Genomic DNA, 25,850 nt, shown 5'->3' with positions numbered 1-25,850 from the left:
CCGACCACCCCCAACGCCTGACGGCCCCGCTCGTCACGCGAGAGGGGCCGAAAGGGCGGCGCTCAGGAGGCCAGCAGTTCGTCCAGCTGCTCGTAGCCCTCGACCACACCGGTCTCCATGCCGCTGGACAGCACCACGTCCCGCACCTCGACCGACTCGTACACGCTCAGCACGTGCAGGCGGGTGCGCCCGTCCCCCAGGTCCTCCAGGGTCAGCGTCTCCAGGCAGACCCCGTCCGGGAAACCCTCGAAGGTGAACGTCTGCACGATCCGCTCCGCCGGGCGCACCTCGTGGAACGAGCCGAAGAACCCGTACTCCTCGTCGTCGCGCCGGTGCAGGTAGCGGTAGGCGCCGCCGGTGGTGGCGTCCCAGCGGACGACCTCCATGGTCACCGAGCGCGGGCCCAGCCACCTGACCACCAGGTCGCGCTCGGTGTGCGCGCGGAACACCGCCTCGGGCGGCGCGTCGAACTCCCGGGTGATGCGGATGAGCGGGAGCGCCGGGTCGGCGCTGATCGTGGTTCCCGCTCGCTCGGTCGTGGTCATGACGCTTCTCCTTCGGCACGGGTCTGCTCGGGCTCGGCCAACTCGGCGAGCACGGCGTCCAGTCGCTGGTAGCGCTGCTCGGCTTCACGCCGGTAGCGCTCGATCCACTTCGTCATCAGGTCGAACACCTCCGCCTCCAGGTGGACGGGCCGCCGCTGCGCCTGCCTGCCGCGCGTGACGAGCCCCGCCTCCTCCAGCACCCGCAGGTGCTTCGAGACGGCCTGCACGGTCACCGGGTAGGGCTCGGCCAGCTCGTTCACGGTGGCGTCCCCCGAGGCCAGCCGCGCCACCATGTCGCGCCGGATCGGGTCGGCCAGGGCCGAGAACACCCGCGACAACCGGTCGTCCACCACCGCCTCCTTGCTCAACCGTTCGGTTGAACACAACCATACGGCGGCCCGCGCAGTTGGTCAACCAGAAGGTTGAACACGCAGGTGGCATCGGTTCCGTTCAGGTGGCTGAACACCTCACCGCCGGGGTGCGGGCGGGGTGCGCGCGACAACGTCAGGTCGAAGCCCGGGAAGTACGCGACGGGCTTGACCTCAAGTGATGCTCAAGCACCCGTTACGGGACCGATGCCCTGATCGATCCTGTGAGGGAACACTCGACGCCCGGCCCCTCCTGTGTGTGAACTGCACCAGACGGGGGACTAGCCTGACGATGAGTGAGTCATTGCCAAGAGCGAGATGGATAGAGGCGAGCGCCAGCCGTGTCCAGCAGCAGCCCTGCTTCGCAGTTCGGCCCCAACGAGTGGTTGGTCGAGGAGATGTACGAGCAGTTCCTCGCCGACCCGTCGTCGGTAGACCCGGCGTGGCACGACTTCTTCGCCGACTACAAGTCGACGCAGCGGTCCGCCAACGGGGCCGCGACGTCCGCGGAGAACGGCACGAGCACGTCGACCACCACGACGGCCACCAAGGCCGCCGCGGCGCCGGCCACCAAGCCCGCCGCAAAGCCCGCTGACGAGCCGGCCGCGAAGCCCACCGGCCGGACCGACGACAAGCCCGCCGACAAGCCGGCCGACCGGTCCGCGCCGGCCGCGCAGCCGAAGCAGGCGCAGGCACAACCGAAGCAGGCGCCGGCCAAGCCCGCTCCCGCGCAGGCCGCCAAGGCCGCGCCGGTGCAGCAGGGCAGGGGCGAGGAGCGCAAGCCGCTGCGCGGCGCGGCCGCCGCCATCGCGAAGAACATGGAGCTGTCGCTCACCGTCCCGACGGCGACGAGCGTGCGCGCGGTGCCGGCCAAGCTGCTGGCCGACAACCGCATCGTGATCAACAACCACCTCAAGCGCACCCGCGGCGGCAAGGTCTCCTTCACCCACCTGATCGGCTACGCGGTGGTCCGGGCGCTCCAGGCGTACCCGAACATGAACCGCCACTACGCCGAGATCGACGGCAAGCCGAACGCGATCACGCCCGAGCACGTCAACTTCGGCCTGGCCATCGACCTGCCCGGCAAGGACGGCTCCCGCTCGCTGGTCGTGGCCTCGATCAAGGGCTGCGAGAACATGACGTTCACGCAGTTCTGGCAGGCGTACGAGGACCTGATCCGCAAAGCGCGCGGCGGCGCGCTGACCGCCGAGGACTTCTCCGGCACCACGATCTCGCTGACCAACCCCGGCACGATCGGCACCAACCACTCGGTGCCGCGGCTGACCGCGGGCCAGGGCGCGATCATCGGCGTGGGCGCGATGGAGTACCCGGCGCACTTCCAGGGCACCAGCGAGCAGGCCCTGACCGACATGGGCGTCAGCAAGATCATCACGCTGACCTCCACCTACGACCACCGGATCATCCAGGGCGCGGAGTCCGGCGAGTTCCTCAAGCGGATCCACCAGCTGCTGCTGGGCGAGGACGGCTTCTACGACGACGTCTTCACCTCGCTGCGCCTGCCGTACGAGCCGATCCGCTGGGTCGCCGACATCCCCGAGGGCGCGGTCGACAAGACCGCCCGCGTCATCGAGCTGATCGACGCCTTCCGCACCCGCGGCCACCTGATGGCCGACACGGACCCGCTGAACTACCGCCAGCGCAGCCACCGCGACCTGGACGTGCTGTCGCACGGCCTGACCCTGTGGGACCTGGACCGGGAGTTCCCGGTGGGCGGGTTCGCGGGCCAGGAGCGGATGAAGCTGCGCGACATCCTGGGGGTGCTGCGCAACTCGTACTGCCGCACGGTCGGCGTCGAGTACATGCACATCCTCGACCCGGAGGAGCGCCTCTGGATCCAGGAGCGCGTCGAGGTGCCGCACGAGAAGCCGCCGGCCACCGTGCAGAAGTACATCCTGTCGAAGCTCAACGCCGCCGAGGCGTTCGAGACCTTCCTCCAGACCAAGTACGTCGGCCAGAAGCGGTTCTCGCTGGAGGGCGGCGAGACCGTCATCCCGCTGCTCGACGCGGTGCTGGACAAGGCCGCCGAGCACGAGATCGACGAGGTCGTCATCGGCATGCCGCACCGCGGCAGGCTGAACGTGCTGGCCAACATCGTCGGCAAGCCGATCTCGCAGATCTTCCGCGAGTTCGAGGGCAACCTCGACCCGGGCCAGGCGCACGGCTCCGGCGACGTGAAGTACCACCTGGGCGCGGAGGGCAAGTACTTCCGCATGTTCGGCGACGGCGAGACCAAGGTGTCGCTGACCGCGAACCCGTCGCACCTGGAGGCCGTGGACCCGGTGCTGGAGGGCATCGTCCGGGCCAAGCAGGACATGCTCGACAAGGGCGGCGAGGGCTTCACCGTGCTGCCGGTCGCGCTGCACGGCGACGCCGCGTTCGCGGGCCAGGGCGTGGTCGCCGAGACGCTGAACCTGGCGCTCGTGCGCGGCTACCGCACCGGCGGCACCGTGCACGTCATCGTCAACAACCAGGTCGGCTTCACCACCGCGCCGGAGAACTCGCGCTCGTCGAAGTACTCGACCGACGTGGCGAAGATGATCGGCTCGCCGGTGTTCCACGTCAACGGCGACGACCCCGAGGCGTGCTACTGGGTCGCGAAGCTGGCCGTGGAGTACCGGCAGCGGTTCCACAAGGACGTCGTCATCGACATGGTCTGCTACCGGCGGCGCGGCCACAACGAGGGCGACGACCCGTCGATGACGCAGCCCTCGATGTACGACGTGATCGACACCAAGCGCTCGGTCCGCAAGACCTACACCGAGGCGCTGATCGGTCGCGGCGACATCTCCGTGGAGGAGGCCGAGAAGGCGCTCCAGGACTTCTCCTCGCAGCTGGAGCACGTGTTCAACGAGGTCCGGGAGCTGGAGAAGCACCCGATCAAGACCTCGCCGTCGATCGAGGCCGAGCAGCAGATCCCGGCCAAGCTGCCCACCGGCATCGAGCGGTCGACGATCGAGCGGATCGCCGACGCGCACGTGGACCTGCCCGAGGGCTTCACCCCGCACCCGCGGGTGAAGCCGGTGCTGGAGCGGCGCGCCAAGATGGCCCGCGAGGGCGGCATCGACTGGGCGTTCGCCGAGCTGCTGGCGTTCGGGTCGCTGGTGATGGAGGGCCGCACGGTCCGCCTGGCCGGCCAGGACTCGCGGCGCGGCACGTTCGTGCAGCGGCACGCCACGCTGGTGGACCGCAAGCGGTCCGAGGAGTACACCCCGCTCCAGAACCTGGCCGAGACCCAGGGCAAGTTCATGGTCTACGACTCGGTGCTGTCGGAGTTCGCGGCGCTCGGCTTCGAGTACGGCTACTCGGTGGCCAACCCGGACGCGCTGGTGCTGTGGGAGGCGCAGTTCGGCGACTTCGTCAACGGCGCGCAGCCGATCATCGACGAGTTCATCTCGTCCGGTGAGGCGAAGTGGGGCCAGCTGTCCGACGTGGTGCTGCTGCTGCCGCACGGTCACGAGGGCCAGGGCCCGGACCACACCTCCGGCCGCATCGAGCGGTTCCTCCAGCTGTGCGCGGAGGGCTCGATGACGATCGCGGTGCCGTCGACCCCGGCGAACTACTTCCACCTGCTGCGCCGGCACGCGCTGGACGGCGTGAACCGCCCGCTGGTGGTGTTCACCCCCAAGTCGATGCTGCGCCTCAAGGCCGCGGTCAGCCCGGTGGAGCACTTCGTCGAGAACCGCTTCCAGTCGGTCATCGACGACCGGAACGTGGTGAAGTCCGAGGTCACCAAGGTCATCCTGTGCTACGGCAAGATCTACTACGAGCTGCTGGCCGAGCAGGAGAAGCACGGCGTCAAGGACGTGGCGGTGGTGCGGGTCGAGCAGCTGTACCCGGTGCCGGCGCGCAAGCTGACCGAGGCGCTGGAGAGCTACCCGAACGCCGCCGAGGTCCGCTGGGTCCAGGAGGAGCCGGCGAACCAGGGCGCGTGGCCGTTCTTCGGGCTGGCGCTGCCGGAGCTGCTGCCGGACCGCTTCCGGGTCAAGCGCGTGTCCCGGCGCCCGATGGCCGCGCCGTCGGCCGGGTCGTCCAAGGTCCACGAGGTCGAGCAGCGCGAGCTGATCACCAAGGCGTTCGAGTAGGGGTCGTGTACTTCACCGACCGGGGTATCGAGGAGCTGGAGAGCCGGCGCGGCGAGGAGGAGGTCAGCCTCGCCTGGCTGGCCGACAAGCTGCGCCGGTTCGTCGACGCGAACCCGGAGTTCGAGACGGCGGTCGAGCGCCTGGCCACGTACCTGGCGCGCGACGACGAGGACGACTTCGAGGACTGAGCCGACGACGAGCCGACGAGGCCCCCGCCCGTTCCCGGGCGGGGGCCTCGTCCGTGCTCACCAGGCGTCCGCGCTCACCAGGCGTACGCGCTCACCAGGCGTACGCGCTCACCAGGCGTACGCCTCCGGCGCGGGCTTGCTGCCGTTCGGCCCGGGGGCCGGGAACAGCTCGTCCAAGCGGTCCAGCACCTCCCGGTCCAGCTTGATCTCCACCGCCCGCAGCGAGCCGTCCAGCTGGTCCCGCGTGCGCGGGCCGATGATCGGCGCCGTCACGCCCTCCTGGTGCAGCAGCCACGCCAGGCCCAGGTGGGCGGGGTCCTCACCGAGGTCGGCGGCCAGCTTCTCGTACGCCTCGATGGCCGAGCGGGACCTCTCCAGCGCCTCGGCGCTGCGCCCGCTGTTGCCGCGCGAGCCCCCACCCTCGCGCTGCTTGCGCAGCACGCCGCCGAGCAGGCCGCCGTTGAGCGGGGACCACGGGATGACGCCGATGCCGTAGTGGCGGGCCGACGGCAGCACCTCCAGCTCCACGTACCGGTTGAGCAGGTTGTAGATCGACTGCTCGCTGACCAGCCCGAGGAAGTTCCTGTTCCGGGCCGCCTCCTGGGCCTGGGCGAGGTGCCACCCGGCGAAGTTCGACGACCCGAAGTAGATCACCTTGCCCTGCTGCCGCAGGACCGAGAACGCCTCCCAGACCTCGTCCCACGGCGCGTTCCGGTCCACGTGGTGCATCTGGTACAGGTCGATGTAGTCGGTCTGGAGCCGCTTGAGGGAGGCGTCCGCGGCCCGCCGGATGTGCAGCGCGGACAGCCGCTTCTCGTTGGGCCAGTCCCCCATGTCGCCGTACAGCTTGGTGGCCAGCACGGTGCGCTCGCGCCGCCCGCCGCCCTGGGCGAACCACCGGCCGATGATCTGCTCGGTGACGCCCTCGCCCTTCTGCCAACCGTAGACGTCGGCGGTGTCGAAGAAGTTCAGGCCGTGCTCGTGGGCGCGGTCCATGATCTGGTGGCTGTCGGCCTCCGGGGTCTCCGGCCCGAAGTTCATCGTCCCGACGCACAGGCGGGACACGGACAGGCCGGAACGGCCGAGCTGGGTGTACTCCATACCGCCAAGCCTGCCCGCACCGCGCGGATCCGGCCACGTGGAGCCGCTCCAGCTCTCCCGAGGGGCCGGCACGTCGAGGGGGAGGTCCCGGCCCGACGAGGTGGCGCGCGGGTCCCGCGCCCGCCCGGCGAGCGAAATCGTGAAGAACCCTTCCTTGAAGGCGGGTCCCGCCGATGGCATCGGCGCATCGGGGGCTCAACGGCACAACCCGGGGGGAAGTCGTGCCGGTCCAGCGCGAGCGCACGTCCACCGCGGCACCCCACCAGGCGGTGCCGCACCACGTCCTGGCCCTGCTCGCCGCCACCGCGGCGGCGGTGGTCGCGCAGGGCGGCTACCACCTGCCCGGACGCGTCCTGTCCACGGTGCTCGTCGGCCTCGCGCTCCTGCTCGAGGTGCACCGGCGAGGAGCAGCGGGTCACCCTCGGGGTGGCCGCCCAGGAGCACCCGTTCCGCGCCCGGGTCGGCGTACTACCGGGCCTCGATCGTGCTCAGCCCCCACTACCTCCGGGCCGACCTGGAGGGCGAGCTGGAGGTCGTGAACGGCTGACCCCCGCCCGTGGTCCCGGGAGCACCGGGACCACGGGCCGGTCCTTCACCGCAGCCGCACGCCCGCCCGCCAGACCGCCCACGTCAGCGGCACGCCGGGCCGGTACGCCAGGTGCGTGGCCGACGGCGCGTCGAGCACGTGCAGGTCGGCCCGCGCGCCCACGCCGAGGTGGCCCACGTCGTCGCGGCGCAGCGCCCGCGCGCCGCCCAGGGTGGCGGCGGCGACGGCCTCCCGCACCGTCAGCCCCATCTGGAGCACGGCCGTGGCCACGCAGAACGCCATCGAGCTGGTGTAGGAGCTGCCCGGGTTGCAGTTGCTGGCCAGCGCGACGGTCGCGCCCGCGTCGAGCAGGCGCCGGGCCGGGGCCAGGGGCTGGCGGGTCGACAGGTCGCACGCGGGCAGCAGGGTGGCCACCGTCGACGACCCGGCCAGCGCGTCCACGTCGGCCGCCGACAGGTGCGCGCAGTGGTCCACGCTCGCCGCGCCCAGCTCCACCGCCAGCCGCACGCCCGGCCCCTCGCCCAGCTGGTTGCCGTGCACGCGCAGCCCCAGCCCCCGCGCGGCGGCGGCCCGCAGCACGGTCCGGGACTGGTCCTCGTCGAACGCCCCGACCTCGCAGAACACGTCCGCCCACCGCACGTGCGGGGCGACCGCGTCCAGCATCTCCCCGGTCACCAGGTCCAGGTAGCCGGCGGCGTCCGCGCCCGGCGGCACCAGGTGCGCCCCGAGGAACGTCACCTCGTCCACCTCCGCCGCGGCGATCCGCGCGGACCGCACCTCGTCGGCGACGGTCAGCCCGTAGCCGGTCTTGGTCTCGACGGTCGTGGTGCCCTGCGCGGCGGCCTCGGCCACGTGCCGCCGCAGGTTCGCGGCCAGCTCCTCGTCCGACGCCGCCCGGGTGGCGGACACGGTCACCGCGATCCCGCCGGCGGTGTACGGCCGGCCGGCCACCCGCGCCTCGAACTCGGCGGTCCGGTCCCCCGCGAACACCAGGTGCGTGTGGCTGTCCACCCACCCCGGCAGCACGGCCCGCCCGCCGACGTCCACGGCCTCGTCGGCGGCCGGCGCGGACGAGGCGGGCCCGACCCACGCCACCACCCCGTCCTCGACCACCAGCGCCGCGTCGGCGAGCCGCCCCAGCCCCGGGTCGTTCGTGGTCAGCTCACCGATGCCGGTGACCACCGCGCTGCTCACAGGACCTCCCCCAGCAACCGCCCGACCTCGCCCAACGACTCGTGCACCCCGTCACGCGCCACCACCCGGCCGCCGGAGACGACCGCCGCCACGTCCGACGCGGTGGCCGCCAGGACCACCTGGTCGGGCGACGCGCCGGCCGTGCGTGCCGAGTCCAGCCGCACCGCCACCAGGTCGCACGGCGAGCCCACCGCGATCCGCCCCGCCCCGGGCCACCCGATCGCCGCGTGGTTGGTCAGCGCCGCGACCAGCTCGGCGGGCGCGAACCGCCCCCGGTGGCCGGTCCGCAGCCGCTCGCCGTGCTCCAGGGCGCGCGCCTCCAGCAGCGGGTCGACCACCGCGTGCTGGTCGCTGCCCAGCGACAGCGGCGACCCGGCGTCGGCCAGCTCCCGCGCCGGTCCGATCCCGTCGGCCAGGTCCGCCTCCGTGGTCGGGCAGAAGCACACGCCGGTCCCGGACGCGCCCAGCAGCCCGACGTCCTCGGCGGACAGGTGGGTGCCGTGCACGGCGGTGGTGCGCGGCGTCAGCGCGCCCGCCTCGGCCAGCAGCCGCGTCGGCGTCATCCCGTACGCGTCCAGGCAGGCCCGGTTCTCGGCCGGCTGCTCCGACAGGTGCACGTGCAGCGGCCGGTCCGGGAACGCGCCCGCCACCAGGGCCAACTCCTCGCGGGGCACGGCGCGCACGGAGTGGATCGCCGCTCCGACCCGGGTGTTGCCGTCCTCCCGCAGCTCCGCGACGCGGGCCGCCCACCGCTCGCCGGTGCCGTCGGAGAACCGCTCCTGCACCCCGCGCACCGGTTCGCCGATGCCCCCGGCGAGGTAGCAGGCGTCCAGCAGGGTGAGCCGGACACCGGCCTCGGCGGCGGCGGTCCGCAGCGCCTCGCCCATCTCGTTGCCGCCCGCGTGCAGGTAGTGGAACTCACCCACCGCCGTCACACCGGCCACGGCCATCTCCGCGTAGACCGCCCGCGCGAGCCGCAGGTACGACTCGGGCGTCAACCGCCCGGCCAGCGCGTACATCCGCTCGCGCCACGTCCAGAACGTGCCGCCGTCGCCGTGCGTGCGCCCGCGCAACGCCCGGTGGAACGCGTGCGAGTGGGCGTTCGCGAAACCCGGGAACACCATGCCGCGCAGGCGTTCCACGCCCAGCGGGATGGTGTCCACCGTGGACACGGAGGTGATCAGCCCCCGGTCCACCCGCACCAGCACCCGCGCGGCCGGCCCGTCCGGCAGCCACGCCCGCTCCAGCCAGAAGCCCGTCACCGGGCCAGGTGCTCCAGCGTCGTCGCCAGGGCCACCACGCCCGCCGCGCAGTCGTCCGGCTCGGCGTGCTCCCCCGGCGCGTGGCTCACCCCGGTGGGGTTGCGCACGAACAGCATCGCGGTGGGCACGTGCGCGGCCAGCACGCCCGCGTCGTGCCCGGCCCCGGTGGGCAGCGCGGGCGTGTCGGCCCCGATCGCCGCGCGCACCTCCGCCATCAGCCCGGCGTCGAAGGTCACCGTCCCGCCCCAGCTCTCCTCGCGCACGACCACCTCGCAGCCCTCGTCCCGCGCGGCCTCCCGGGCGGCCGCGGTGACCGCCTCGACCACCTCGCGGGTGCGCGGCTCGTCGTCGGCGCGGGCGTCCAGCCACACGTCCACGGACGAGGCGATCACGTTGGTGCCGCCGGGGTTCGGCACGACCCGGCCCACGGTCGCCCGCGCGCCGCCCGTCGCGGCCCGCCGGGCGGCCAGCACCGCCGCGGCGGCCGGCAGCATCGGATCGCGGCGGTCCTCGACCAGCGTCGCCCCGGCGTGGTTGCCCTCGCCGGTGAAGGTGAGGCGCCACCGGCCGTGCGCCAGGATCGACGACGCCAACCCGACCGGCACCTCCAGCCCGCGCCCCTGCTCCACGTGCAGCTCGACGAACGCGCCGATGGACGACAGCGCCCGGCGGTCGCGGCCCATGCGCAGCGGGTCGAAGCCCGCCGCGTGGGCCGCCTCGCCGAAGGTGACGCCGTCGGCGTCGGTCAGCGCGCACGCGGCCTCGGCCGAGATCGCGCCGGTCATCAGCCGCGAGCCCAGGCAGGCCACGCCGAAGCGCCCGCCCTCCTCCTCCACGAACACCACGACCGCCAGCGGCCTGGCCGGCGTGAAGCCGCGGGCGCGCAGCAGGTCCACCGCCTGGAGCGCGGACACCACGCCCAGCGGGCCGTCGAACGCGCCGCCGCCGGGCACCGAGTCCAGGTGGCTCCCGGTGACCACGGCGCCCGGACCCGGCTCGCCCCACCAGGCCCACAGGTTGCCGTTGCGGTCGGGCCGCACGTCCAGGCCCCGCCTCCGCGCCTGCTCGGTGAACCAGGCGCGCAGCTCCAGCTCGGCGCGGTCGAAGCCGTGCCGCGAGTACCCGCCGCGCCGCGGGTCGCGGCCGACGTCGGCGAGGTCCGCGAGGTCGATCACCGCGCACCCGCCATGGGGATCACGACGTCCTTCGCGGCGGCCACGTCGGCGGCGCGCTGGTAGCCCGCGTCGACGTGCCGGATCACGCCCATGGCCGGGTCGTTGGTCAGCACCCGCTCGATCTTGCGCGCGGCCAGCTCGGTGCCGTCCGCGACGGTCACCTGGCCGGCGTGGATCGAGCGGCCGATGCCCACGCCGCCGCCGTGGTGCAGCGACACCCAGGTGGCGCCCGAGGCGGTGTTGACCAGGGCGTTGAGCAGCGGCCAGTCCGCGATGGCGTCCGAGCCGTCGGCCATGGCCTCGGTCTCCCGGTAGGGGGAGGCCACCGAGCCGCAGTCCAGGTGGTCGCGGCCGATCACGATCGGCGCGGACAGCTCGCCGGAGGCCACCATCTCGTTGAACCGCAGGCCCGCGAGGTGCCGCTCGCCGTAGCCGAGCCAGCAGATGCGGGCCGGCAGGCCCTGGAACTCCACCCGCTCGCCGGCCAGCCGGATCCAGCGGGCCAGCTTCTCGTCCCCGGGGAACAGCTCCAGGATCGCCCGGTCGGTCTTGGCGATGTCGGCCGGGTCGCCGGACAGCGCGGCCCACCGGAACGGGCCCCGGCCCTCGCAGAACAGCGGCCGGACGTAGGCGGGCACGAAGCCGGGGAAGTCGAACGCCCGCTCGCAGCCGCCGAGCCGGGCCTCACCGCGCAGCGAGTTGCCGTAGTCGAACACCTCGGCCCCGCGGTCCAGGAAGCCGACCATGGCGCCCACGTGCTCGGCCATCGACTCGCGGGCCCGGTCGGTGAACTCGTCGGGCTTCCCCGCCGCGTAGTCGGCCCAGTCCTCCACGGCCACGCCCTTCGGCAGGTACGCCAGCGGGTCGTGGGCGGAGGTCTGGTCGGTGACCACGTCCACCGGCACGTCGCGGCGCAGCAGCTCGGGCAGCACCTCGGCGGCGTTGCCGATCAGGCCCACCGACAGCGCGCGGCCCTCGGCCTTGGCCCTGAGCACGCGGGTCACGGCGTCGTCCAGGTCGTCGGCGACCTCGTCGAGGTAGCGGGTCTCCACGCGGCGGCGCGCGCGGGCCGGGTCGACCTCGACGCACAGGGCGACGCCCTCGTTCATGGTGACCGCGAGCGGTTGCGCGCCGCCCATGCCGCCGAGGCCGGCGGTGACGGTGAGGGTGCCCCTGAGGGTGCCGCCGAACCGCTTGTCCGCGACCGCGGCGAACGTCTCGTAGGTGCCCTGGAGGATGCCCTGGGTGCCGATGTAGATCCACGAGCCGGCGGTCATCTGGCCGTACATGGTCAGGCCCTCGGCCTCCAGCCGGCGGAACTCGGGCCAGTTCGCCCAGTCCGGCACCAGGTTGGAGTTCGCGATCAGCACGCGCGGCGCCCACTCGTGGGTGCGCAGCACGCCCACCGGGCGGCCGGACTGCACCAGCAGCGTCTCGTCGTCGGCCAGGTCGGTCAGCTCGCGCGTGATGGCGTGGAAGCTCGGCCAGTCGCGGGCGGCCTTGCCCGTGCCGCCGTAGACCACCAGGTCGTCGGGGCGCTCGGCGACCTCCGGGTCCAGGTTGTTGTGGAACATCCGCAGGGCGGCCTCGGTCTGCCAGCTGCGGGCGGTCAGCTCGGTTCCTCGGTTGGCGCGGACCATCAGATCGCTCCACTTCGAATCAGTTCCTCGGCGGCGGCGATCTCCGGGGCGAGGTGGCGGTCCGGGCCGGGGCCCGGCACGACCTCGCGGAGCGTCGCGACGGCCGCCGCGGTGGCGGGTGCGGGCTTGAGGGGGTGGCGCAGGTCCAGGGCGCGGGCGGCGGTGACCAGCTCGATCGCCAGCACGGTCCGCAGCCCGTCCACGGCCCTGCGCAGCTTGCGGGCGGCGGACCAGCCCATGGAGACGTGGTCCTCCTGCATGGCGCTGCTCGGGATGGAGTCCACGCTCGCCGGGACCGCGAGCCGCTTGAGCTCGCTGACGATGGCGGCCTGGGTGTACTGGGCGATCATGTGGCCGGAGTCCACGCCCGGGTCGTGCGCCAGGAACGGCGGCAGGCCGTGCGAGCGGTGCACGTCGAGCATCCGGTCGGTGCGGCGCTCGGCGATGCTCGCCACGTCCGCGGTCGGGATGGCCAGGAAGTCCAGCACGTAGGCCAGCGGCGCGCCGTGGAAGTTGCCGTTGGACTCGACCCGGCCGTCGGCCAGCACCACCGGGTTGTCCACCGCGGCGGCCAGCTCGCGGTCCGCGACGGTCTCGGCGTGGGCCACGGTGTCGCGGGCGGCCCCGTGGACCTGGGGCGAGCAGCGCAGCGAGTAGGCGTCCTGGACCCGGGTGCAGTCCGGGCCGCGGTGGCTGGCCACGATCTCCGAGTCCGCCAGGAACGCGGCCATGCGCCGGGCCGAGTGCCCCTGGCCGGGGTGGGGGCGCAGCGCCTGGAGGTCGGCGGCGAACACGCGGTCGGTGCCGAGCAGGGCCTCCACGCTCATCGCCGCGGTCAGGTCGGCCACGTCCAGCAGGCGGTGCAGGTCCTCGATCGCCAGCACCAGCATCCCCAGCATCCCGTCGGTGCCGTTGATCAGCGCCAGGCCCTCCTTCTCGGCCAGCCGGACGGGCTCGATGCCCGCCGCGGCCAGCGCGTCGGCGGCCGGGACCAGGTGACCGGCGGCGTCGCGCACCTCGCCCTCGCCGATCAGCGCCAGGGCGGCGGCGGACAGCGGCGCGAGGTCGCCGGAGCAGCCCAGCGAGCCGAACTCGCGCACCACCGGGGTGATGCCCGCGTTGAGCATGGCGGCCATCGCCCCGGCGGTCCCCGGCCGGATGCCGGTGTGGCCGCTGGTCAGCGTCTTGAGGCGGAGCAGGACCAGCGCGCGGACGACCTCGCGCTCCACCTCCGGGCCCGCGCCCGCCGCGTGCGAGCGGACCAGGGACCGCTGGAGGGCGGCGCGGCGGTCCGGCGGGATGTGCCGGACCGCGAGCGCGCCGAACCCGGTGGACACGCCGTAGGTGGGCTCGTCGGCCGTGGCCAGGCGGTCGATGTGCGCGCGGGCGGCGGTGACCGCCTCGCGCGCCGCGTCCGTGATCTCCACCCGCGCGTCCTCGCGGGCCACGGCGTGGACGTCGGCTCGGGTCAGGGGCTTCGGACCCAGCTGCACGGGTTGCTGCATGTCCCCATCCCACCCCGGCGGCCGGGTCCGCACGACCCGGGAACCCGCGATGCCGTCTGGTACCCCAGACAGCTACCCCAGAGAGTTACCCCGGCCGGCCGGGGTAGCCGGCTACCACCTGACCTGGGGCCGCGGGTCCACCACCACCCGCCCGGCGATCCCGACCAGCACCTCGGGGGGCGCCAACGGGCCGGTCGGGGCGGAGTTCGACACGCCGAGGTACCGCCCGCCGCCGAGGTCCACGTTGAGCAGCCCGCCGCTGACCTCGTAGTACTGCGCGGGACGGTCCCGCGCCGTCACCTCCCGCACCGTGTTGGCCAGGTAGGGGGAGGTGGAGAGGGAGACGAGGTAGCGGTGCCCGTCCTGCGTCGCGTTCACGTAGGCGGTCCAGCCCTCCTCGCCCAGGGCGGAGACGGTGAAGTCGGTCGAGCCGTCGACGGACACCGGCACGCGCACCACCCGGTCGTCCGGCTGGACGGATTCGGCCACCCGCAGCGCCGTGGCGCGCGCGTCGGGCACCGCCTGCGTGGTGACGACGAGGAACCGGTCCTCGCGGACCCGCCAGTGGAGGTCGCCGCCGACGAAGTAGCCCGGCGCGCCGTGGATCGCGACCCGGTCGGCGGACGCCTCCAGCGAGGCGGTGCGCGTGGCGATGTCGTCCCGGCGGACGCTGAACCCGATCAGCGACGCGACGGAGTCGGGTGCCCCGGTCCGCTGGTAGGAGCGCTCCGAGCCGTGGGGGGAGGTGCCGCGCTGCCACTCGGTGAAGCCGTCGGGCAGCCACGTCGGGCTGTACTCCAGCGGCACGGTCGGCACGACCGGGCCCGGGTCCACCGCCGTCGTGGGGATCGACACCGCCGGCGGCGCCTGCTCGGCGGCGGGGGGCCCGGTGACCGTGGTGACCGCCACGACGGCCGCGGCGACCGTGCCGGCGGTGGCCAGGACCAGGAACAGCGGCCTGCGGTCGCGGCGCGGGCGGCGCAGGGCGGCGAGCACGGGACCGGGCGGCGGGGTGCGCTCGGCGCGCAGCCGCAGGGCCTCCGCGACCAGCTTCTCGGTGTCGTTCACAGCGCCTCCTTCACCTTCTCGGCCGCGCGCAGGGTGGCCAGCGCGCGGGAGATGTGGCTGCGGACCGTGCCCCGGGAGCAGCCCAGGGTGGCGGCGATCTCCTCGTCGTCGTACCCCTCGTAGAAGCGCAGGACCACGGCGGCCTTCTGCTTGCGCGGCAGCGCGTCGATGCGCTGGAGCATGGCCTCGCGCTCGTCGTAGTGCCCGGTGGGGTCCGGGGTGGGCGGGTCCACGCCGGTCAGCGGGACGTGGGGTTTGAGGCGGCGGCGCCAGCTCAGGTACTCGTTGGTGACCATGCGCTTGAGGTAGGCCACCGGGGCGTCCACGCCGCTGATGCGCGCCCAGCGCTGCTGCGCGCGCAGCAGGCACTCCTGGACCACGTCCTGGGCCAGGTGCGGGTCGCCGGTGAGCACGGTGGCGTAGCGGAGCAGCGGGGTCACCTGAGCCGCGGCGAACTCCTCGAAGCTCGTCGTCATGACCCTCCAATGCGCGCGACCGCCGATTTGTTGAGAATGGGTCCCGTGGGAGCCAGCAGCGACGTGCCGGCGCTGCGCCGGGGACTCGCCGTGCTGCGGCTGCTGGCGAGCAGGCCGGGACCGCTGTCGGCGGCGGCGGTGGCCCGCGAGCTGTCCCTGCCCCGGTCGACGACCTACCACCTGCTCGCGGAGCTGGCGGCGGCCGGGTTCGCGACCCACTTCCCCGAGGAGCGACGCTACGGGCTGGGCGTGGCCGCGTTCGAACTCGGGTCGGCCTACCTGCGGCACGACCCGCTGGAGCGGCTGGCCGGGCCGGTGCTGCGGCGGCTGGTGGACTCCGCCGGCCGCGCCGCGCACCTGGGCGTGCTGCACGGGGCCGAGTCGCTCTACCTGGTGCGCGAGCAGCCCCGGCAGCCGACCACGATCGTGTCGGACGTGGGCGTGCGGCTGCCCGCGCACCTGACCGCGTCGGGTCGGGCGGTGCTGGGGCGGCTGCCCGCGGCGCAGGTCCGGGCGCTGTTCCCGGGGGCGGCCTCGTTCGTGGACCGGACCGGGCGCGGGCCGGCGGACCTGCCCGCCCTGCGGCGGCTGCTGGCCGTGGAGCGGCGGCGCGGCTGGGCCGTGGAGGACGGCTACGTCACGGCCGGGTTCGCCTCGGTGGCGGCCCCGGTCTTCGACCACGGCCGGCGCCCGATCGCCGCGGTCACGGTGACCTTCCGGCACGAGTGCGCGGCGGAGTGCGGCGAGACCTGGCCCGACCTGGCGGCGGAGGTCCGGCGGGCGGCCGACGAGCTGACCTCCCGCATCGGCGGCCGCACCTGACACCCCCGCGAGTCGTACGCCCAGCCCCCGCGAGTCGTACCTCCAGACCCCCCGAGTTACACGTTCAGCCCGCGCGAGTCGAACACCCAGGACCACCGTGTCGAACGCTCAGGACGGGTGAGTTCCACACTCGGAACAGCGCGACGGCCCGGCTCCCACCGGGAACCGGGCCGTCGAAGCCGACCTGAAGACCTACAACGACACGTTCTTCAGGAAGTCCGCCGCCACGTTGGCGATGGTCTTCTTGTCCACGTCCACCTGCTTCACCAGGTCCGCCAGGATCTCGGTGGTCAGCTCCGCCGACACCTTGTCCAGCGCCTCCCGCCCCTTGGCGTCGACCGCGTCCGACCGCAGCAGCGGCACCACGTTCTGCGCCGGGTACATCGTCTTCGGGTCCTCCAGCTGCACGAACCCGTTGGCCGCGATGTCGGCCGACGTGGTGTACAGGTTGGCCACCTGCACCTCGCCGTTCTTGAGCGCGTCCACGGTCACCGGCCCACCCGCGTCGGTGGTCTTGATCTCGGTGAACTTCACCCCGTACAGCTCGTCGACCTTCGCCTCCCAGCGCTGCGCCCACTCGCCGGCCGCGCCGAGCGCGTACTTGCCCGCGCCGAGGTCCGCGATCGACTTCACGCCGCCGGCCGCGGTCTCCGCGGTGACCACCAGGACGTCCTTGTCCTCCGCCGACGACTGCGCCAGCACCTCCAGCCCCTCGGGCGTCTTGGCCTTCAGCGCCTCGTAGACCTCCTCGGACCCGGTCGTGGTGTTGGTCTTGTCGAAGTAGTTGAGCAGGTTGCCGCTGTACTCCGGCACCACGCCGAGCGACCTGTCCTGCAACGCCTTCACCACCAGCTCGCGCGCGCCGATGCCGGCCTTGACCGACACCGTCGCGCCCGTCGCCCGCAGCGCGCCGGCGTAGATCTCGGCCAGGATCTTGTTCTCGGTGAAGTCGGCCGAACCGACCACGACCTCACCGGACGCCGCCTGCTGGTTCGCCCCGCTCAGGTCGTCCTGCGACCCACAGCCGGTGACGACCAGCGCGGCCGCCGCGGCGATGACGGCCCACGTGCGCTTCATGCCGTGCTTCCTCCCGATTCGACGGTCACCGGCTTCTCCCGGCGACCCGGCCGCGTCCGCAGCCTCAACCCGGCCGGGACGACCAGTCGCCCCAGCCCCGCGAGCAGGACGTCCAGCACGACCGCCAGCAGCGCGATGACCACCGCGCCGCCGACGAACTGCCCGTAGTCCAGCACCCGGAGGCCGTCCAGCAGCGGACGGCCCAGCGTCTCGATGCCCACGTACGCCGCGACCGAGGCGGTCGCGACGACCTGGAGCGTGGCGTTGCGCAGGCCGCCGACGAGCAGCGGCAGCGCGTTGGGCACCTCCACCCGCCACAGCCGCTGCGCGCCGGTCATGCCCATGCCGCGCGCGGCGTCCACCACCCCGCGGTCCACGTCCTGGATGCCCGCGTACGTGCCCGCCAGGATCGGCGGCACGGCCAGCACCACCAGGCCGATCAGCACGCCGACCGCGCCGCCGCCCGCGACCAGGTACAGGAACGTCACCAGGCCCAGCGTGGGCAGCGCGCGCAGGGCGTTCCCGGCGCCAACCAGCACCACGCCGCCGCGCCCGGTGTGCCCGACGTACAGGCCCAGCGGCACCGCGACGGCGGCCGCGCCGAGCACCGCGCCCAGGCAGTACAGCAGGTGCACGCCGACCCGCACCGGGATCGACTTCGAGCCGGTCCAGTTGACCGGGTCGACGAGCCACGCGAAGGCGTCCGCGAAGATCATGGCTTCTCCAGCCTCGCCCACGGCGTCAGCAGGTTGCGCAACAGCACCAGCAGCAGGTCGACCACCAGCGCGAGCACGAGCGTCAGCACGATGCCGACGATGATCGGCGCGAGGTAGCGCTGGCGGAACCCGTCGGTGAACAGCGCGCCCAGCCCGCCGGTGCCGATCAGCGCGCCGACGCTGACCAGGCTGATGTTGCTCACCGAGCCGACCCGCACGCCCGCCGCGAGCACCGGCACGGCCAGCGGCAGCTCCACCGCCAGGAACCGGCGCAGCGGCCGGAAGCCCATCGCGGTGGCGGCGGCGGTGATGTGCTCGGGCACCGCGTCCAGCGCGTCGGCGACCGGTCGCACGAGCAGCGCGGTGGTGTAGGCGGTCAGCGCGATGATCACGTTGAGCGGGTCGAGCACCCGCGTGCCGACGATCGCCGGGATGATCGCGAACAGCGCGAGCGACGGGATCGTGTAGACCACGTTGGACAGCCCGACCAGCGCCGACCGCACCCGCCGGAACCGGTGGCACAGCAGGCCGAGCACGACCGCCAGCGCCACCGACACCAGCAGCGGGACCAGCGACAGGTAGACGTGGTCGAGCAGCATGTCCACCAGCGCCGCCCGCGTGCCCGCGTCGGCCAGGTAGGTCCCGAGCTCACCCACGGCCGCGCTCGATCACGTCCAGGACCTGCCGCGCGGTGACCACGCCCGCCAGCCTGCCCTCGGCGTCCACGGCCACGCCCAGGCCGGACGGCGAGGACAGCGCGGAGTCCAGCGCGCCCCGCACCGGCGCGCCCACCTCGTAGAGCGAGCCGCCGGGCACGAGCGCGCCGTCCGGCGCGACCCAGCCGCTGGGCCTGCGGTCCGCGCCGACCACCAGCCGCCAGCCGTCGCCGGGCGCGTGGCCGTCGGCGGGCGCGACGGTCGGCGCGTCGGCGACCTCCACCCCGGAAGCGTCCAGAAAGGACAGACTGCGGTAACCGCGGTCCTTGCCCACGAACCCGGCCACGAAGTCGTCGGCGGGGCGGGCCAGCAGCTCGGCCGGCGGCGCGTACTGCGCGAGCACGCCGCCGACGCGCAGCACGGCCACCTTCTCCCCGATCCGCACCGCCTCGTCGATGTCGTGGGTGACGAACACGATCGTCTTGTCCAGCTCGGCCTGGAGCCGCAGCAGCTCGTCCTGCAACCCCTCGCGCACCACGGGGTCCACGGCGCTGAACGGCTCGTCCATCAGCAGCACCGGCGGGTCCGCGGCCAGCGCCCGCGCCACGCCCACGCGCTGCTGCTGCCCGCCGGACAGCTGCACGGGGTAGCGCCGGCCCAGCTCGGCGGGCAGGCCCACCAGCTCCAGCAGCTCGGCGGCCCGCGACCGCGCCCGCCGCCGGGTCCACCCGGTGAGCAGCGGCACGGTGGCCACGTTGTCCAGCACCGTCCGGTGCGGGAACAGGCCGGCCTGCTGGATGACGTACCCGATGCCGCGCCGCAGCGTCGGCGGGTCCACGGCCATGACGTCGCGGCCGTCCACCAGCACGGTGCCCGAGGTCGGGTCGAGCATCCGGTTCACCATGCGCAGCGACGTGGTCTTGCCGCACCCGGACGGGCCGACGAAGACCGTGATCGTGCCCGCCTCGACCACCAGGTCCAGGCCGTCGACCGCGGTGGTGCCGTCGCCGAACCGCTTGGTCACGTCGCGGAACTCGATCACCCGTGCTCCTCCTGCCGATGGGCGCCAAGCGTCGAACGACCCTAGCCCGTCACCCGGACCGGGGCACGGCGTTCCACCATCCGGTCAGTACGCTGCACCGTTTGTGGCAACCGAACCGGTGCGCGCCCTGCTGGCCGCACGAGGCGTGCACGCGCGCAAGCTCCGCCGCGTGGTGGACCTGCTGATCGAGGACTGGCACCCGCTCGCGGAGCTGGTGCGGCTTCCCGCAGTGCCCCGGCGCACCGTGCAGGAGCTGCTGGCCGCGATCGGTGACGACCTGGAGACCAGCGGTGACCGCCACCGCGTGACCCCGGCGAAGGCCGCCGACTACGCGGAGTTCCGCGCGGGCGGCGAGCTGCCCGACCCGCTGGACGAGCTGGTGCGCGGGCACGCGGGGCAGCTGCGGTCGATCCGGGCCGACATCGCCGCCGTGCCGCCGCCGCTGGCCGCGCTGGACCACGTGCAGGCGACGCCGGAAACCGCGCTGCGGCGGGCGCTGTGGTTGGACGCGACCTACGACCTGGCCGGTCGGACGCTGCTGTGCCTGGGCGACCACGACCTGACCTCGCTGGCGGTGTGCGCGGTGAACCCGGCGGTGTCGGTCGTGGTGGTCGACGTGGACGACCGGCTGCTGGAGCACGTCGCGACCCTGGCCGGGGAACGCGGGTGGTCGGTGCGCGCGCTGCACGCGGACTTCCGGTTCGGGCTGCCGCCCGCCGCGCTGGAGTCGGCGGACCTGGTGTTCAGCGACCCGCCCTACACGCCGGAGGGCATGGCGCTGTTCGCGTCCCGGGCGATCGAGTGCCTGGCCGACCTCGGCCGGGGCCGGGTCCTGCTGGCGCACGGGTTCAGCGAGCGCACCCCCGCGCTCGGGCTCAAGGTCCAGCAGGAGCTCCAGAAGCTGGGCCTGCTGTTCGAGGCGGTCCTGCCCGCGTTCCACCGGTTCGACGGCGCGCAGGCCATCGGCAGCGCGGCGGACCTGTACGTGTGCCGGCCCACCACCCGCCGCTCGGCGGGCGCGCCGCCGAAGACCGCCATCTACACCCACGGCCCGCAGTCGGTGGAGGCGTCCGGCCCGGGTTCGCGGGCGCTGGAGGCGCTGGTCGACCTGGCCCCGCGCCCGGAGTCCTCGCCGCCGCCGAAGCCGCGCCGGCCGGGGTGGGCCGAGCCGGTCGGCAAGGGCGCGGCGTCCCTGGCGGTGGACCTGTCCGGCGACCCGGGACCGTGGCTGCTGCGGACGCTGCTGGCGTGCTCGCCGGGCCGGATGGCCGCGCTGGTGCCGAACAACCACCCGGACGTCGCCTCCGAGAAGGGGCAGCGGGCGCTGACGTCGTTGGTGGGCACCAGGTTCGCGCTGAGGTTCCTGCGGTCCACCCCGGACGGCAAGCACTGCGTCGTGGTGGCGGACCAGGTGCTGGCGGGCACGCTGGACGCGGGCGGCCTGGCCGTGCGCGAGGTGCTGTCGCGGGCGCACGGCAAGCTGGGCAACGTGTGGCGGGAGGCGCTGGTCACCGCGTCGCGGGGGCAGCTGACCAAGCGCGAGGCGCGCGACCGGGTCGACGGGCGCGTCGAGGACGAGGACGAGCTGGAGCTGAGGCTGATCGACCTGCCCCGGCACCGCATCGCCGCGCTGCTGCCGCTGGTCCGGGAGTCGGCGGGCTGATCCCGAGCGGCCGCGGGGGTTGGTTGCGGGGAGGTTGGCCGCGGAGGGTCGGGCACGGAGGGTCGGGCACGGAGGCGCTTGGCCACGGGGCCGGCGGCGGGGGCTTGGCCGCGAAGGGCTTGACCGCGGGGTCGGCTCCGTCACACCGGGCGGGCCAGCTCCTCCAGCCGCCCCAGGATGCGCGCGACCGCGCCGAGCAGCTTCGCGACCTGCTCGGTGATCCGCGCCAGCACGGCCGCCGCCCGGCCGACCGCCCACGCGGTGAACTCCGCCACCGACGCCCCGCCGCTCGCCTCGGCCGCGGCCAGCGCCACGGCGGCGTTGCGCACCACCTCGCGCGCGAACATGACGACCAGGTCGCGCACCACGCCGCGCACGGCCGCCACGGCGGTGCCCGCCATCGACACGTGGTCGGCGACCGCCCCGCACCGGCGCGAGGCGGCGAGCGCCTCCTCCACCCACGCCGCCCGCGCGTGCCGGAACGCCTCCGCCGCGCGCGGCGCCCACCCGGCGACCTGCACCTCCACCTCGTCGCGCCGCTCGCGGGCGAGGCGGTCCAGGTCGATCGACGCCTGCCGCCACCGGGCGACCGCGTCCTTGACCCGCTCGCCGTCGCCGGCCAGCCAGTCCAGCGGGGCGCGCAGGAAGGCGACGTGCTCGACCAGCCAGCCGACGTCGGCCTCGGCGAACGCGGCCAGCGGGTCGAGCACCGCGCCGAGCGTGTCCAGCCACGCGGCGGCCAGCCCGCGGCTGCGGGCGGCTCGGGACGGCTCGCCCACCCCGACGTCCGGTCCGGCGCGCCGGACGTCCTCCACCGCCCGCGCCGCCGCGTCGGCGAAGGGCCTCAGGAGCACGCCGAACGCGTCCCCGCCGAGGTCGACGCCGGACCGCAGGTCGAGACCGCTCACCGCGCCGCCTCACCGCCGTCCTCGGGGCACCACAGGCTGCGCGGCAACGGCAACCCGGGCACCTCGACCGGCGCGGGCGGCGGCTCCACCGACGACACGGCGTCCACCCGCTCCACCGGCGTCACGAACGCCACCCGCTCCACCGGTTCCGGCGCCCCCTCCGGCAGGAACCCGGTGAGGAACTCCATCGCCTCGGTCCCCCCGAACTCGACCTCCACGACCTCCGCCACCCGCCGCGCCACCTGGGCCTGCGCCCGCCGGACCGTCTCCATCACCACCTCGGTGAGCCGGGCGTCCGACACCCCCTCGGCGGGCAGCGCGAACCGGATGTCCCGCAGCGCCCCGTTGGGCGCGACGGTCGCCGTCACCACCCCGTCGGGCGAGCCGACCACCGCCTCCGCCGCGCGGATGCCCGCCCGCACCTCCCGCGACCGCCGGGCCAGGTCACGCGCCCTCGCCTCCAGGTCGGCGATCATCCGTGCCTGGTCCACCGCACCGCCCCCCGCTCCACGTAGTCACCCGATCGTGGAGTATCCCGAATCAGCCGGCGCGGGGGATGTGCAAGGGTCCCAGCGCCAGCACCGCCCGGAACTCCCTGGGCGGCACGGGCCGGGAGAACAGCCAGCCCTGGTACGCGTCCACGCCGACCCCGCGCAGCACGTGGAACTGGGTGGCGGTCTCCACGCCCTCGGCCACGCACTCGCGGCCCATCGCCCGCGCCATGTCCACCACGGCCTTGGCCACCGCGAAGTCCGACGAGTCGTTGCCCACGCCCGAGACGAACCTCCGGTCGACCTTGATGATCTGCGCCGGGAGGTCCTTGAGCCGGGCCAGCGACGAGTAGCCGGTGCCGAAGTCGTCGACGGCGAACCGGATGCCGCGGCCCACCAGCTCGTCCATCGACTGCCGCACCCGCGACGGCAGGTCGACCAGCGCGGTCTCGACCAGCTCCAGCACCACGCGGTCCCACTCGATGCCCGCCTCGGCGATCGCGTCGGCCACGATGTCGACGAACTCGGGGTCGCCCGGCACCAACCCGGCCAGGTTCACCGCCACCGACACCGCCCGGCCGCCGGGCGACGGCCAGCCCGCCGCCTCCTTCAGCGCCGTGCGCAGCACCCACCGGTCCAGCTCGCGCAGCAGGTCGCCCTGCTCGGCCACGGGCAGGAAGATGTCCGGCGGCAGCAGCCCGCGGTCCGGGTGCGGCCAGCGCACCAGCGCCTCCGCGGTCAGCACCGTCCCGTCCACGCCGACCACCGGCTGGAAGTGCAGCGTCAGCCCGTCGTGCTGGAGCGCCTCGCGCAGCTGGCCCTCCAGGTGGACCTGCCGGTCGGCGGAGGCGATCAGCGCGGCGCTGGCCAGCGACACCCGGCCCGCGCCGGCGCGCTTGGCCTCGAACATCGCCGCGTCGGCGAAGCGCAGCAGGTCGTTGCCGGTGACCCGGGACCCGTTGGGCACGGCCGCGCCGATCGACGCCGACACCCGGACCAGCTGCCCGTGCACCGGCACGGCCGTGCGCAGCAGGCTCGCCACCGTGGTGGCCAGCTTGTCCACGCCGCCCACCTCGTCGAGGTCCTCGCAGATGATCACGTACTCGTCGCCGGACAGCCGGGCCGCGGTGCAGCTGCCGGGCAGGCCGCCCTCCAGCCGCCGGGCCAGCGCCACCAGCAGCTCGTCGCCCGCGTCGTGGCCGAGCGAGTCGTTGACCCGCTTGAAGTTGTCGATGTCGCAGAACAGCACCGCGACCTTGGCCCGCCCCGGCGACGCCAGCAGGTCCGCCAGCATCTCCTTGACCAGCGCCCGGTTGGGCAGGCCGGTCAGCTCGTCGTGCGTGGCCTGGTGGCGCAGCGCCTCGGCGGTGCGGCGGCGCTCGGTGATGTCCTGGAACACGATCAGCCAGAACCGGCGGCCGTCGTCCTGCACGGACAGCGCGATGTGCAGCTCGCAGTAGACCTGCACGCCGTCGCGGCGCACCAGGATGCGCTGCGGGATCTTGAACGAGCGCTCGGCGCCCGGCGCGGACATCTCGTCGATCGGCGGCAGGGGGTTGCCGCTGTCGTCGGGGTGGGTGAGCTGCCCCGCGGTCATGCCGCGCAGCTGCTCCAGGTCCATGCCGAGCAGGTCGCACAGCGCGTCGTTGGCGTCCACCAGCCGCTCGCCCTCGTCGAACAGGCCGATGCCCACGGGCGTGAGCGACACCAGGTCGGCGAAGCGCTGGCTGGACCGCTTCATGCGGGTCTCGGTGGCCCGCTGCTCGGTGATGTCCTGGGCGGTGCCGACCGCGAGCGGCCTGCCGTCCGGGCCCTTGACCACCACGCCGTAGCAGCGGAACACGCGCACCCTGCCGTCGCGGCGCACGAGCCGGTGCTCCAGCTGGATCGGGACCTCCTCGCCGGCCAGCTGCTGCCACAGGTCGTCCACCCAGCCCCGGTCGTCGGGGTGCACCAGGTCCAGGTAGGTCTGGTAGTGGGTGTGCTCCTCGCGCGGCACGCCGAACAGCTCGGTCATCATGTCCGACCAGATCACCTCGCCGGTCTGGAGGTTCCACTCCCAGACGCCCAGCTGGGCGGCCTGCTGCGCGTCGGCGAGCCGGCGGCGGTCGGCGCGCAGCTGCCGCTCCAGCGCGCGGGCCTCGGTGACGTCCTGGACGGTGCCGTGCAGCCGGGTGACCCGGCCGCCCTCGGCCTCGGCCCGCGCCCGGCACACGTACACGCGGTCGCCCAGCTCGCCGCGCACCTCGGCCTCCAGCGTGCGGCCGTCGGGCCCGTCCTCGCCGTCCCCGCCGCGCAGCAGCCGGCGGCGCAGGTCCTCCAGCAGGGCCCGGTCCTCCGCGCGCACGCCGCACAGCAGGTCGTCGTCGGGGACCACGCCCAGCTCGGCGTACATCTCCAGCAGCACCTCGCTGCGGTGCACGGTGCCGGGCCGGCCCGCCCTGGTCGGGAACTCGTAGCTCCAGCTGCCCATGCGGGCGATGCGCTGGGCCTCCAGCAGGCGGGCGCGCTCGGTCTCCAGCGCGCGGTCGGAGCGCCACTGGTCGGTGATGTCGCGGATGTAGCCGGTGATGAACTGGGTCCGGCCGTCGGACCTGACCTTGGCCTCGGCGACGCCGCGGATCCAGCGCAGGCCGCCGTCGGGCCGGACGATCCGGTAGACGATGTCGATGGGGCTGCCGTCGAGCGCGCGGTTCGCCCAGTAGCTGGCGACCATCTCGTGGTCGTCGGGGTGGACCACGTCCAGCACGGCCCGCGCGCCGGGGACCACCTCGCCGGGCTCGACGCCCATCATCTCGTAGTGCGACTCGGACCAGACCGTGACGCCGGTGTCCGGGTCGTACTCCCAGGAGCCGATCTGGGCGACCCGCTGCACGGTGCGCAGCCGCCGCTGCTCGTCGCGCAGGTCCTCGGCGGCCCTGGCCAGGTCGGAGACGTCCACCATGAGCACGGCGTGCAGGCCCGTGCCCGGCACGTGGGTGCGCACCACGCGGACCGGCAGCAGCACGCCGTCGACCCGGCGCAGCCGCAGGTCCTCGGCGTCGCCGAGCAGCAGGTCGGTCAGGTCGCGGCCGACGAGGTCGTCGGCGGAGCGGGCCCGGCACAGCGCGACCGCGCCGGGGTTGGCGCGCATGACGACGCCCTTGGGGTCGCACAGCAGCGCGGGCGCCTCGGGCAGCGCGAGACCGCCCAGCTCCACCTCGCCGTTCGGCGGGCGGGCCGGGTCGAGCACCACCGGAGCGCGTCCAACCCGCTTGGGCACGGTCCCACCTTCCCGTGTCTACGGCAGGGATGACCGGCCCG

General features: G+C 74.1%; 21 protein-coding genes. 4 read left to right on the top strand and 17 right to left on the bottom strand.

Going from position 1 to position 25,850, the window contains the following annotated elements; all coding sequences use genetic code 11:
• Window positions 1–62: 62 nt before the first annotated feature.
• Window positions 63–545, bottom strand: coding sequence for an SRPBCC family protein (locus Q5530_RS34920; RefSeq protein WP_415367096.1), 483 nt, complete (start codon window positions 543–545; stop codon window positions 63–65).
• Window positions 542–898 carry an ArsR/SmtB family transcription factor gene (locus Q5530_RS34915; protein ID WP_415367142.1) on the bottom strand — a complete coding sequence of 119 codons (357 nt, stop codon included), beginning with the start codon at window positions 896–898 and terminating at the stop codon, window positions 542–544. Before Q5530_RS34915 ends, Q5530_RS34920 begins: the two co-directional genes overlap by 4 nt.
• 356 nt (window positions 899–1,254) lie before the next feature.
• On the opposite strand from Q5530_RS34915, the gene Q5530_RS34910 reads away from it, so the two are divergent.
• Together Q5530_RS34910 and Q5530_RS34905 are read left to right on the top strand one after the other, a co-directional pair.
• On the top strand, window positions 1,255–5,016 hold the full coding sequence (locus tag Q5530_RS34910) for a multifunctional oxoglutarate decarboxylase/oxoglutarate dehydrogenase thiamine pyrophosphate-binding subunit/dihydrolipoyllysine-residue succinyltransferase subunit (protein WP_415367095.1): 3,762 nt from the start codon (window positions 1,255–1,257) through the stop codon (window positions 5,014–5,016).
• Between the two features lie 5 nt (window positions 5,017–5,021).
• Window positions 5,022–5,204, top strand: coding sequence for a DUF6104 family protein (locus tag Q5530_RS34905; protein WP_380635935.1), 183 nt, complete (start codon window positions 5,022–5,024; stop codon window positions 5,202–5,204).
• 108 nt (window positions 5,205–5,312) lie between these two features.
• On the opposite strand, the gene Q5530_RS34900 is transcribed toward Q5530_RS34905, so the two are convergent.
• From Q5530_RS34900 to Q5530_RS34865, 8 genes are all read right to left on the bottom strand, one after another.
• Complete coding sequence (locus Q5530_RS34900) at window positions 5,313–6,305, bottom strand: aldo/keto reductase (RefSeq protein ID WP_415367094.1); 993 nt, start codon at window positions 6,303–6,305, stop codon at window positions 5,313–5,315.
• A gap of 592 nt (window positions 6,306–6,897) precedes the next feature.
• A complete protein-coding gene (hutI, locus tag Q5530_RS34895; RefSeq protein ID WP_415367092.1) occupies window positions 6,898–8,046 on the bottom strand; it encodes an imidazolonepropionase in 1,149 nt (382 codons plus the stop codon).
• Window positions 8,043–9,308 (bottom strand): formimidoylglutamate deiminase, encoded by a 1,266-nt coding sequence (locus Q5530_RS34890; protein WP_415367090.1) that lies wholly within the window; start codon window positions 9,306–9,308, stop codon window positions 8,043–8,045. Before Q5530_RS34890 ends, hutI begins: the two co-directional genes overlap by 4 nt.
• A complete protein-coding gene (locus tag Q5530_RS34885; RefSeq protein WP_415367089.1) occupies window positions 9,305–10,483 on the bottom strand; it encodes an allantoate amidohydrolase in 1,179 nt (392 codons plus the stop codon). The genes Q5530_RS34890 and Q5530_RS34885 overlap by 4 nt, the downstream gene beginning before the upstream one ends.
• Window positions 10,480–12,123, bottom strand: a complete 1,644-nt coding sequence (hutU, locus tag Q5530_RS34880; RefSeq protein ID WP_415367088.1) for a urocanate hydratase — start codon at window positions 12,121–12,123, stop codon at window positions 10,480–10,482. Before hutU ends, Q5530_RS34885 begins: the two co-directional genes overlap by 4 nt.
• The gene (gene hutH, locus Q5530_RS34875) at window positions 12,123–13,628 is read right to left on the bottom strand and encodes a histidine ammonia-lyase (RefSeq protein ID WP_415367087.1); all 1,506 of its coding nucleotides are present in this window, start codon (window positions 13,626–13,628) and stop codon (window positions 12,123–12,125) included. The genes hutU and hutH overlap by 1 nt, the downstream gene beginning before the upstream one ends.
• A gap of 111 nt (window positions 13,629–13,739) precedes the next feature.
• Window positions 13,740–14,696, bottom strand: coding sequence for a hypothetical protein (locus tag Q5530_RS34870; protein ID WP_415367086.1), 957 nt, complete (start codon window positions 14,694–14,696; stop codon window positions 13,740–13,742).
• Window positions 14,693–15,172, bottom strand: coding sequence for a SigE family RNA polymerase sigma factor (locus tag Q5530_RS34865; protein ID WP_415367084.1), 480 nt, complete (start codon window positions 15,170–15,172; stop codon window positions 14,693–14,695). Before Q5530_RS34865 ends, Q5530_RS34870 begins: the two co-directional genes overlap by 4 nt.
• A 45-nt stretch (window positions 15,173–15,217) precedes the next feature.
• Here Q5530_RS34865 and Q5530_RS34860 point away from each other — a divergent pair, with 45 nt between their 5' ends.
• Entirely contained in the window at window positions 15,218–15,994 is a 777-nt protein-coding gene (locus tag Q5530_RS34860) for an IclR family transcriptional regulator (protein ID WP_415367083.1), read from the top strand.
• Window positions 15,995–16,186: 192 nt separating this feature from the next.
• On the opposite strand, the gene Q5530_RS34855 is transcribed toward Q5530_RS34860, so the two are convergent.
• From Q5530_RS34855 to Q5530_RS34840, 4 genes are read right to left on the bottom strand one after another with little or no spacing between them, the layout of a single operon-like run.
• Window positions 16,187–17,071 carry an ABC transporter substrate-binding protein gene (locus Q5530_RS34855; protein WP_415367082.1) on the bottom strand — a complete coding sequence of 295 codons (885 nt, stop codon included), beginning with the start codon at window positions 17,069–17,071 and terminating at the stop codon, window positions 16,187–16,189.
• Entirely contained in the window at window positions 17,068–17,787 is a 720-nt protein-coding gene (locus Q5530_RS34850) for an ABC transporter permease (protein ID WP_415367081.1), read from the bottom strand. The genes Q5530_RS34855 and Q5530_RS34850 overlap by 4 nt, the downstream gene beginning before the upstream one ends.
• The gene (locus Q5530_RS34845) at window positions 17,784–18,386 is read right to left on the bottom strand and encodes an ABC transporter permease (RefSeq protein WP_415367141.1); all 603 of its coding nucleotides are present in this window, start codon (window positions 18,384–18,386) and stop codon (window positions 17,784–17,786) included. Before Q5530_RS34845 ends, Q5530_RS34850 begins: the two co-directional genes overlap by 4 nt.
• A 49-nt stretch (window positions 18,387–18,435) precedes the next feature.
• Window positions 18,436–19,485 carry an ABC transporter ATP-binding protein gene (locus Q5530_RS34840; RefSeq protein ID WP_380635914.1) on the bottom strand — a complete coding sequence of 350 codons (1,050 nt, stop codon included), beginning with the start codon at window positions 19,483–19,485 and terminating at the stop codon, window positions 18,436–18,438.
• A gap of 103 nt (window positions 19,486–19,588) precedes the next feature.
• On the opposite strand from Q5530_RS34840, the gene Q5530_RS34835 reads away from it, so the two are divergent.
• Window positions 19,589–21,148 carry a bis-aminopropyl spermidine synthase family protein gene (locus tag Q5530_RS34835; protein WP_415367080.1) on the top strand — a complete coding sequence of 520 codons (1,560 nt, stop codon included), beginning with the start codon at window positions 19,589–19,591 and terminating at the stop codon, window positions 21,146–21,148.
• Window positions 21,149–21,288: 140 nt separating this feature from the next.
• Here the strand turns inward: Q5530_RS34835 and Q5530_RS34830 are convergent, their stop codons facing one another.
• Genes Q5530_RS34830 through Q5530_RS34820 form a run of 3 tightly spaced genes read right to left on the bottom strand, consistent with a single transcriptional unit; the run spans window position 21,289 to window position 25,809 of the window.
• Window positions 21,289–22,056: a hypothetical protein gene (locus tag Q5530_RS34830; RefSeq protein ID WP_380635910.1), complete on the bottom strand. Its 768-nt coding sequence runs from the start codon at window positions 22,054–22,056 to the stop codon at window positions 21,289–21,291.
• Complete coding sequence (locus tag Q5530_RS34825; protein ID WP_415367079.1) at window positions 22,053–22,547, bottom strand: YbaB/EbfC family nucleoid-associated protein; 495 nt, start codon at window positions 22,545–22,547, stop codon at window positions 22,053–22,055. The genes Q5530_RS34830 and Q5530_RS34825 overlap by 4 nt, the downstream gene beginning before the upstream one ends.
• Window positions 22,548–22,596: 49 nt before the next feature.
• Window positions 22,597–25,809: an EAL and GGDEF domain-containing protein gene (locus Q5530_RS34820; protein ID WP_415367078.1), complete on the bottom strand. Its 3,213-nt coding sequence runs from the start codon at window positions 25,807–25,809 to the stop codon at window positions 22,597–22,599.
• Window positions 25,810–25,850 lie beyond the last annotated feature (41 nt).

This window comes from Saccharothrix sp. BKS2 (assembly GCF_047689505.1).
In the GTDB taxonomy this organism is placed as follows: domain Bacteria; phylum Actinomycetota; class Actinomycetes; order Mycobacteriales; family Pseudonocardiaceae; genus Actinosynnema; species Actinosynnema lopnurensis.
Note: the sequence above shows the minus strand (reverse complement) of the source record. Positions and strands in the feature narration are given on the sequence as shown.

Excerpts from the sequence above, each read along its gene's own strand:
- Q5530_RS34920 (WP_415367096.1), bottom strand. The coding sequence starts at position 545 with ATGACCACGACCGAGCGAGCGGGAACCACGATCAGCGCCGACCCGGCG.
- Q5530_RS34900 (WP_415367094.1), bottom strand. The coding sequence starts at position 6,305 with ATGGAGTACACCCAGCTCGGCCGTTCCGGCCTGTCCGTGTCCCGCCTG.
- hutU (WP_415367088.1), bottom strand. The coding sequence starts at position 12,123 with ATGGTCCGCGCCAACCGAGGAACCGAGCTGACCGCCCGCAGCTGGCAG.
- hutH (WP_415367087.1), bottom strand. The coding sequence starts at position 13,628 with ATGCAGCAACCCGTGCAGCTGGGTCCGAAGCCCCTGACCCGAGCCGAC.
- Q5530_RS34865 (WP_415367084.1), bottom strand. The coding sequence starts at position 15,172 with ATGACGACGAGCTTCGAGGAGTTCGCCGCGGCTCAGGTGACCCCGCTG.
- Q5530_RS34855 (WP_415367082.1), bottom strand. The coding sequence starts at position 17,071 with ATGAAGCGCACGTGGGCCGTCATCGCCGCGGCGGCCGCGCTGGTCGTC.
- Q5530_RS34850 (WP_415367081.1), bottom strand. The coding sequence starts at position 17,787 with ATGATCTTCGCGGACGCCTTCGCGTGGCTCGTCGACCCGGTCAACTGG.
- Q5530_RS34845 (WP_415367141.1), bottom strand. The coding sequence starts at position 18,386 with ATGCTGCTCGACCACGTCTACCTGTCGCTGGTCCCGCTGCTGGTGTCG.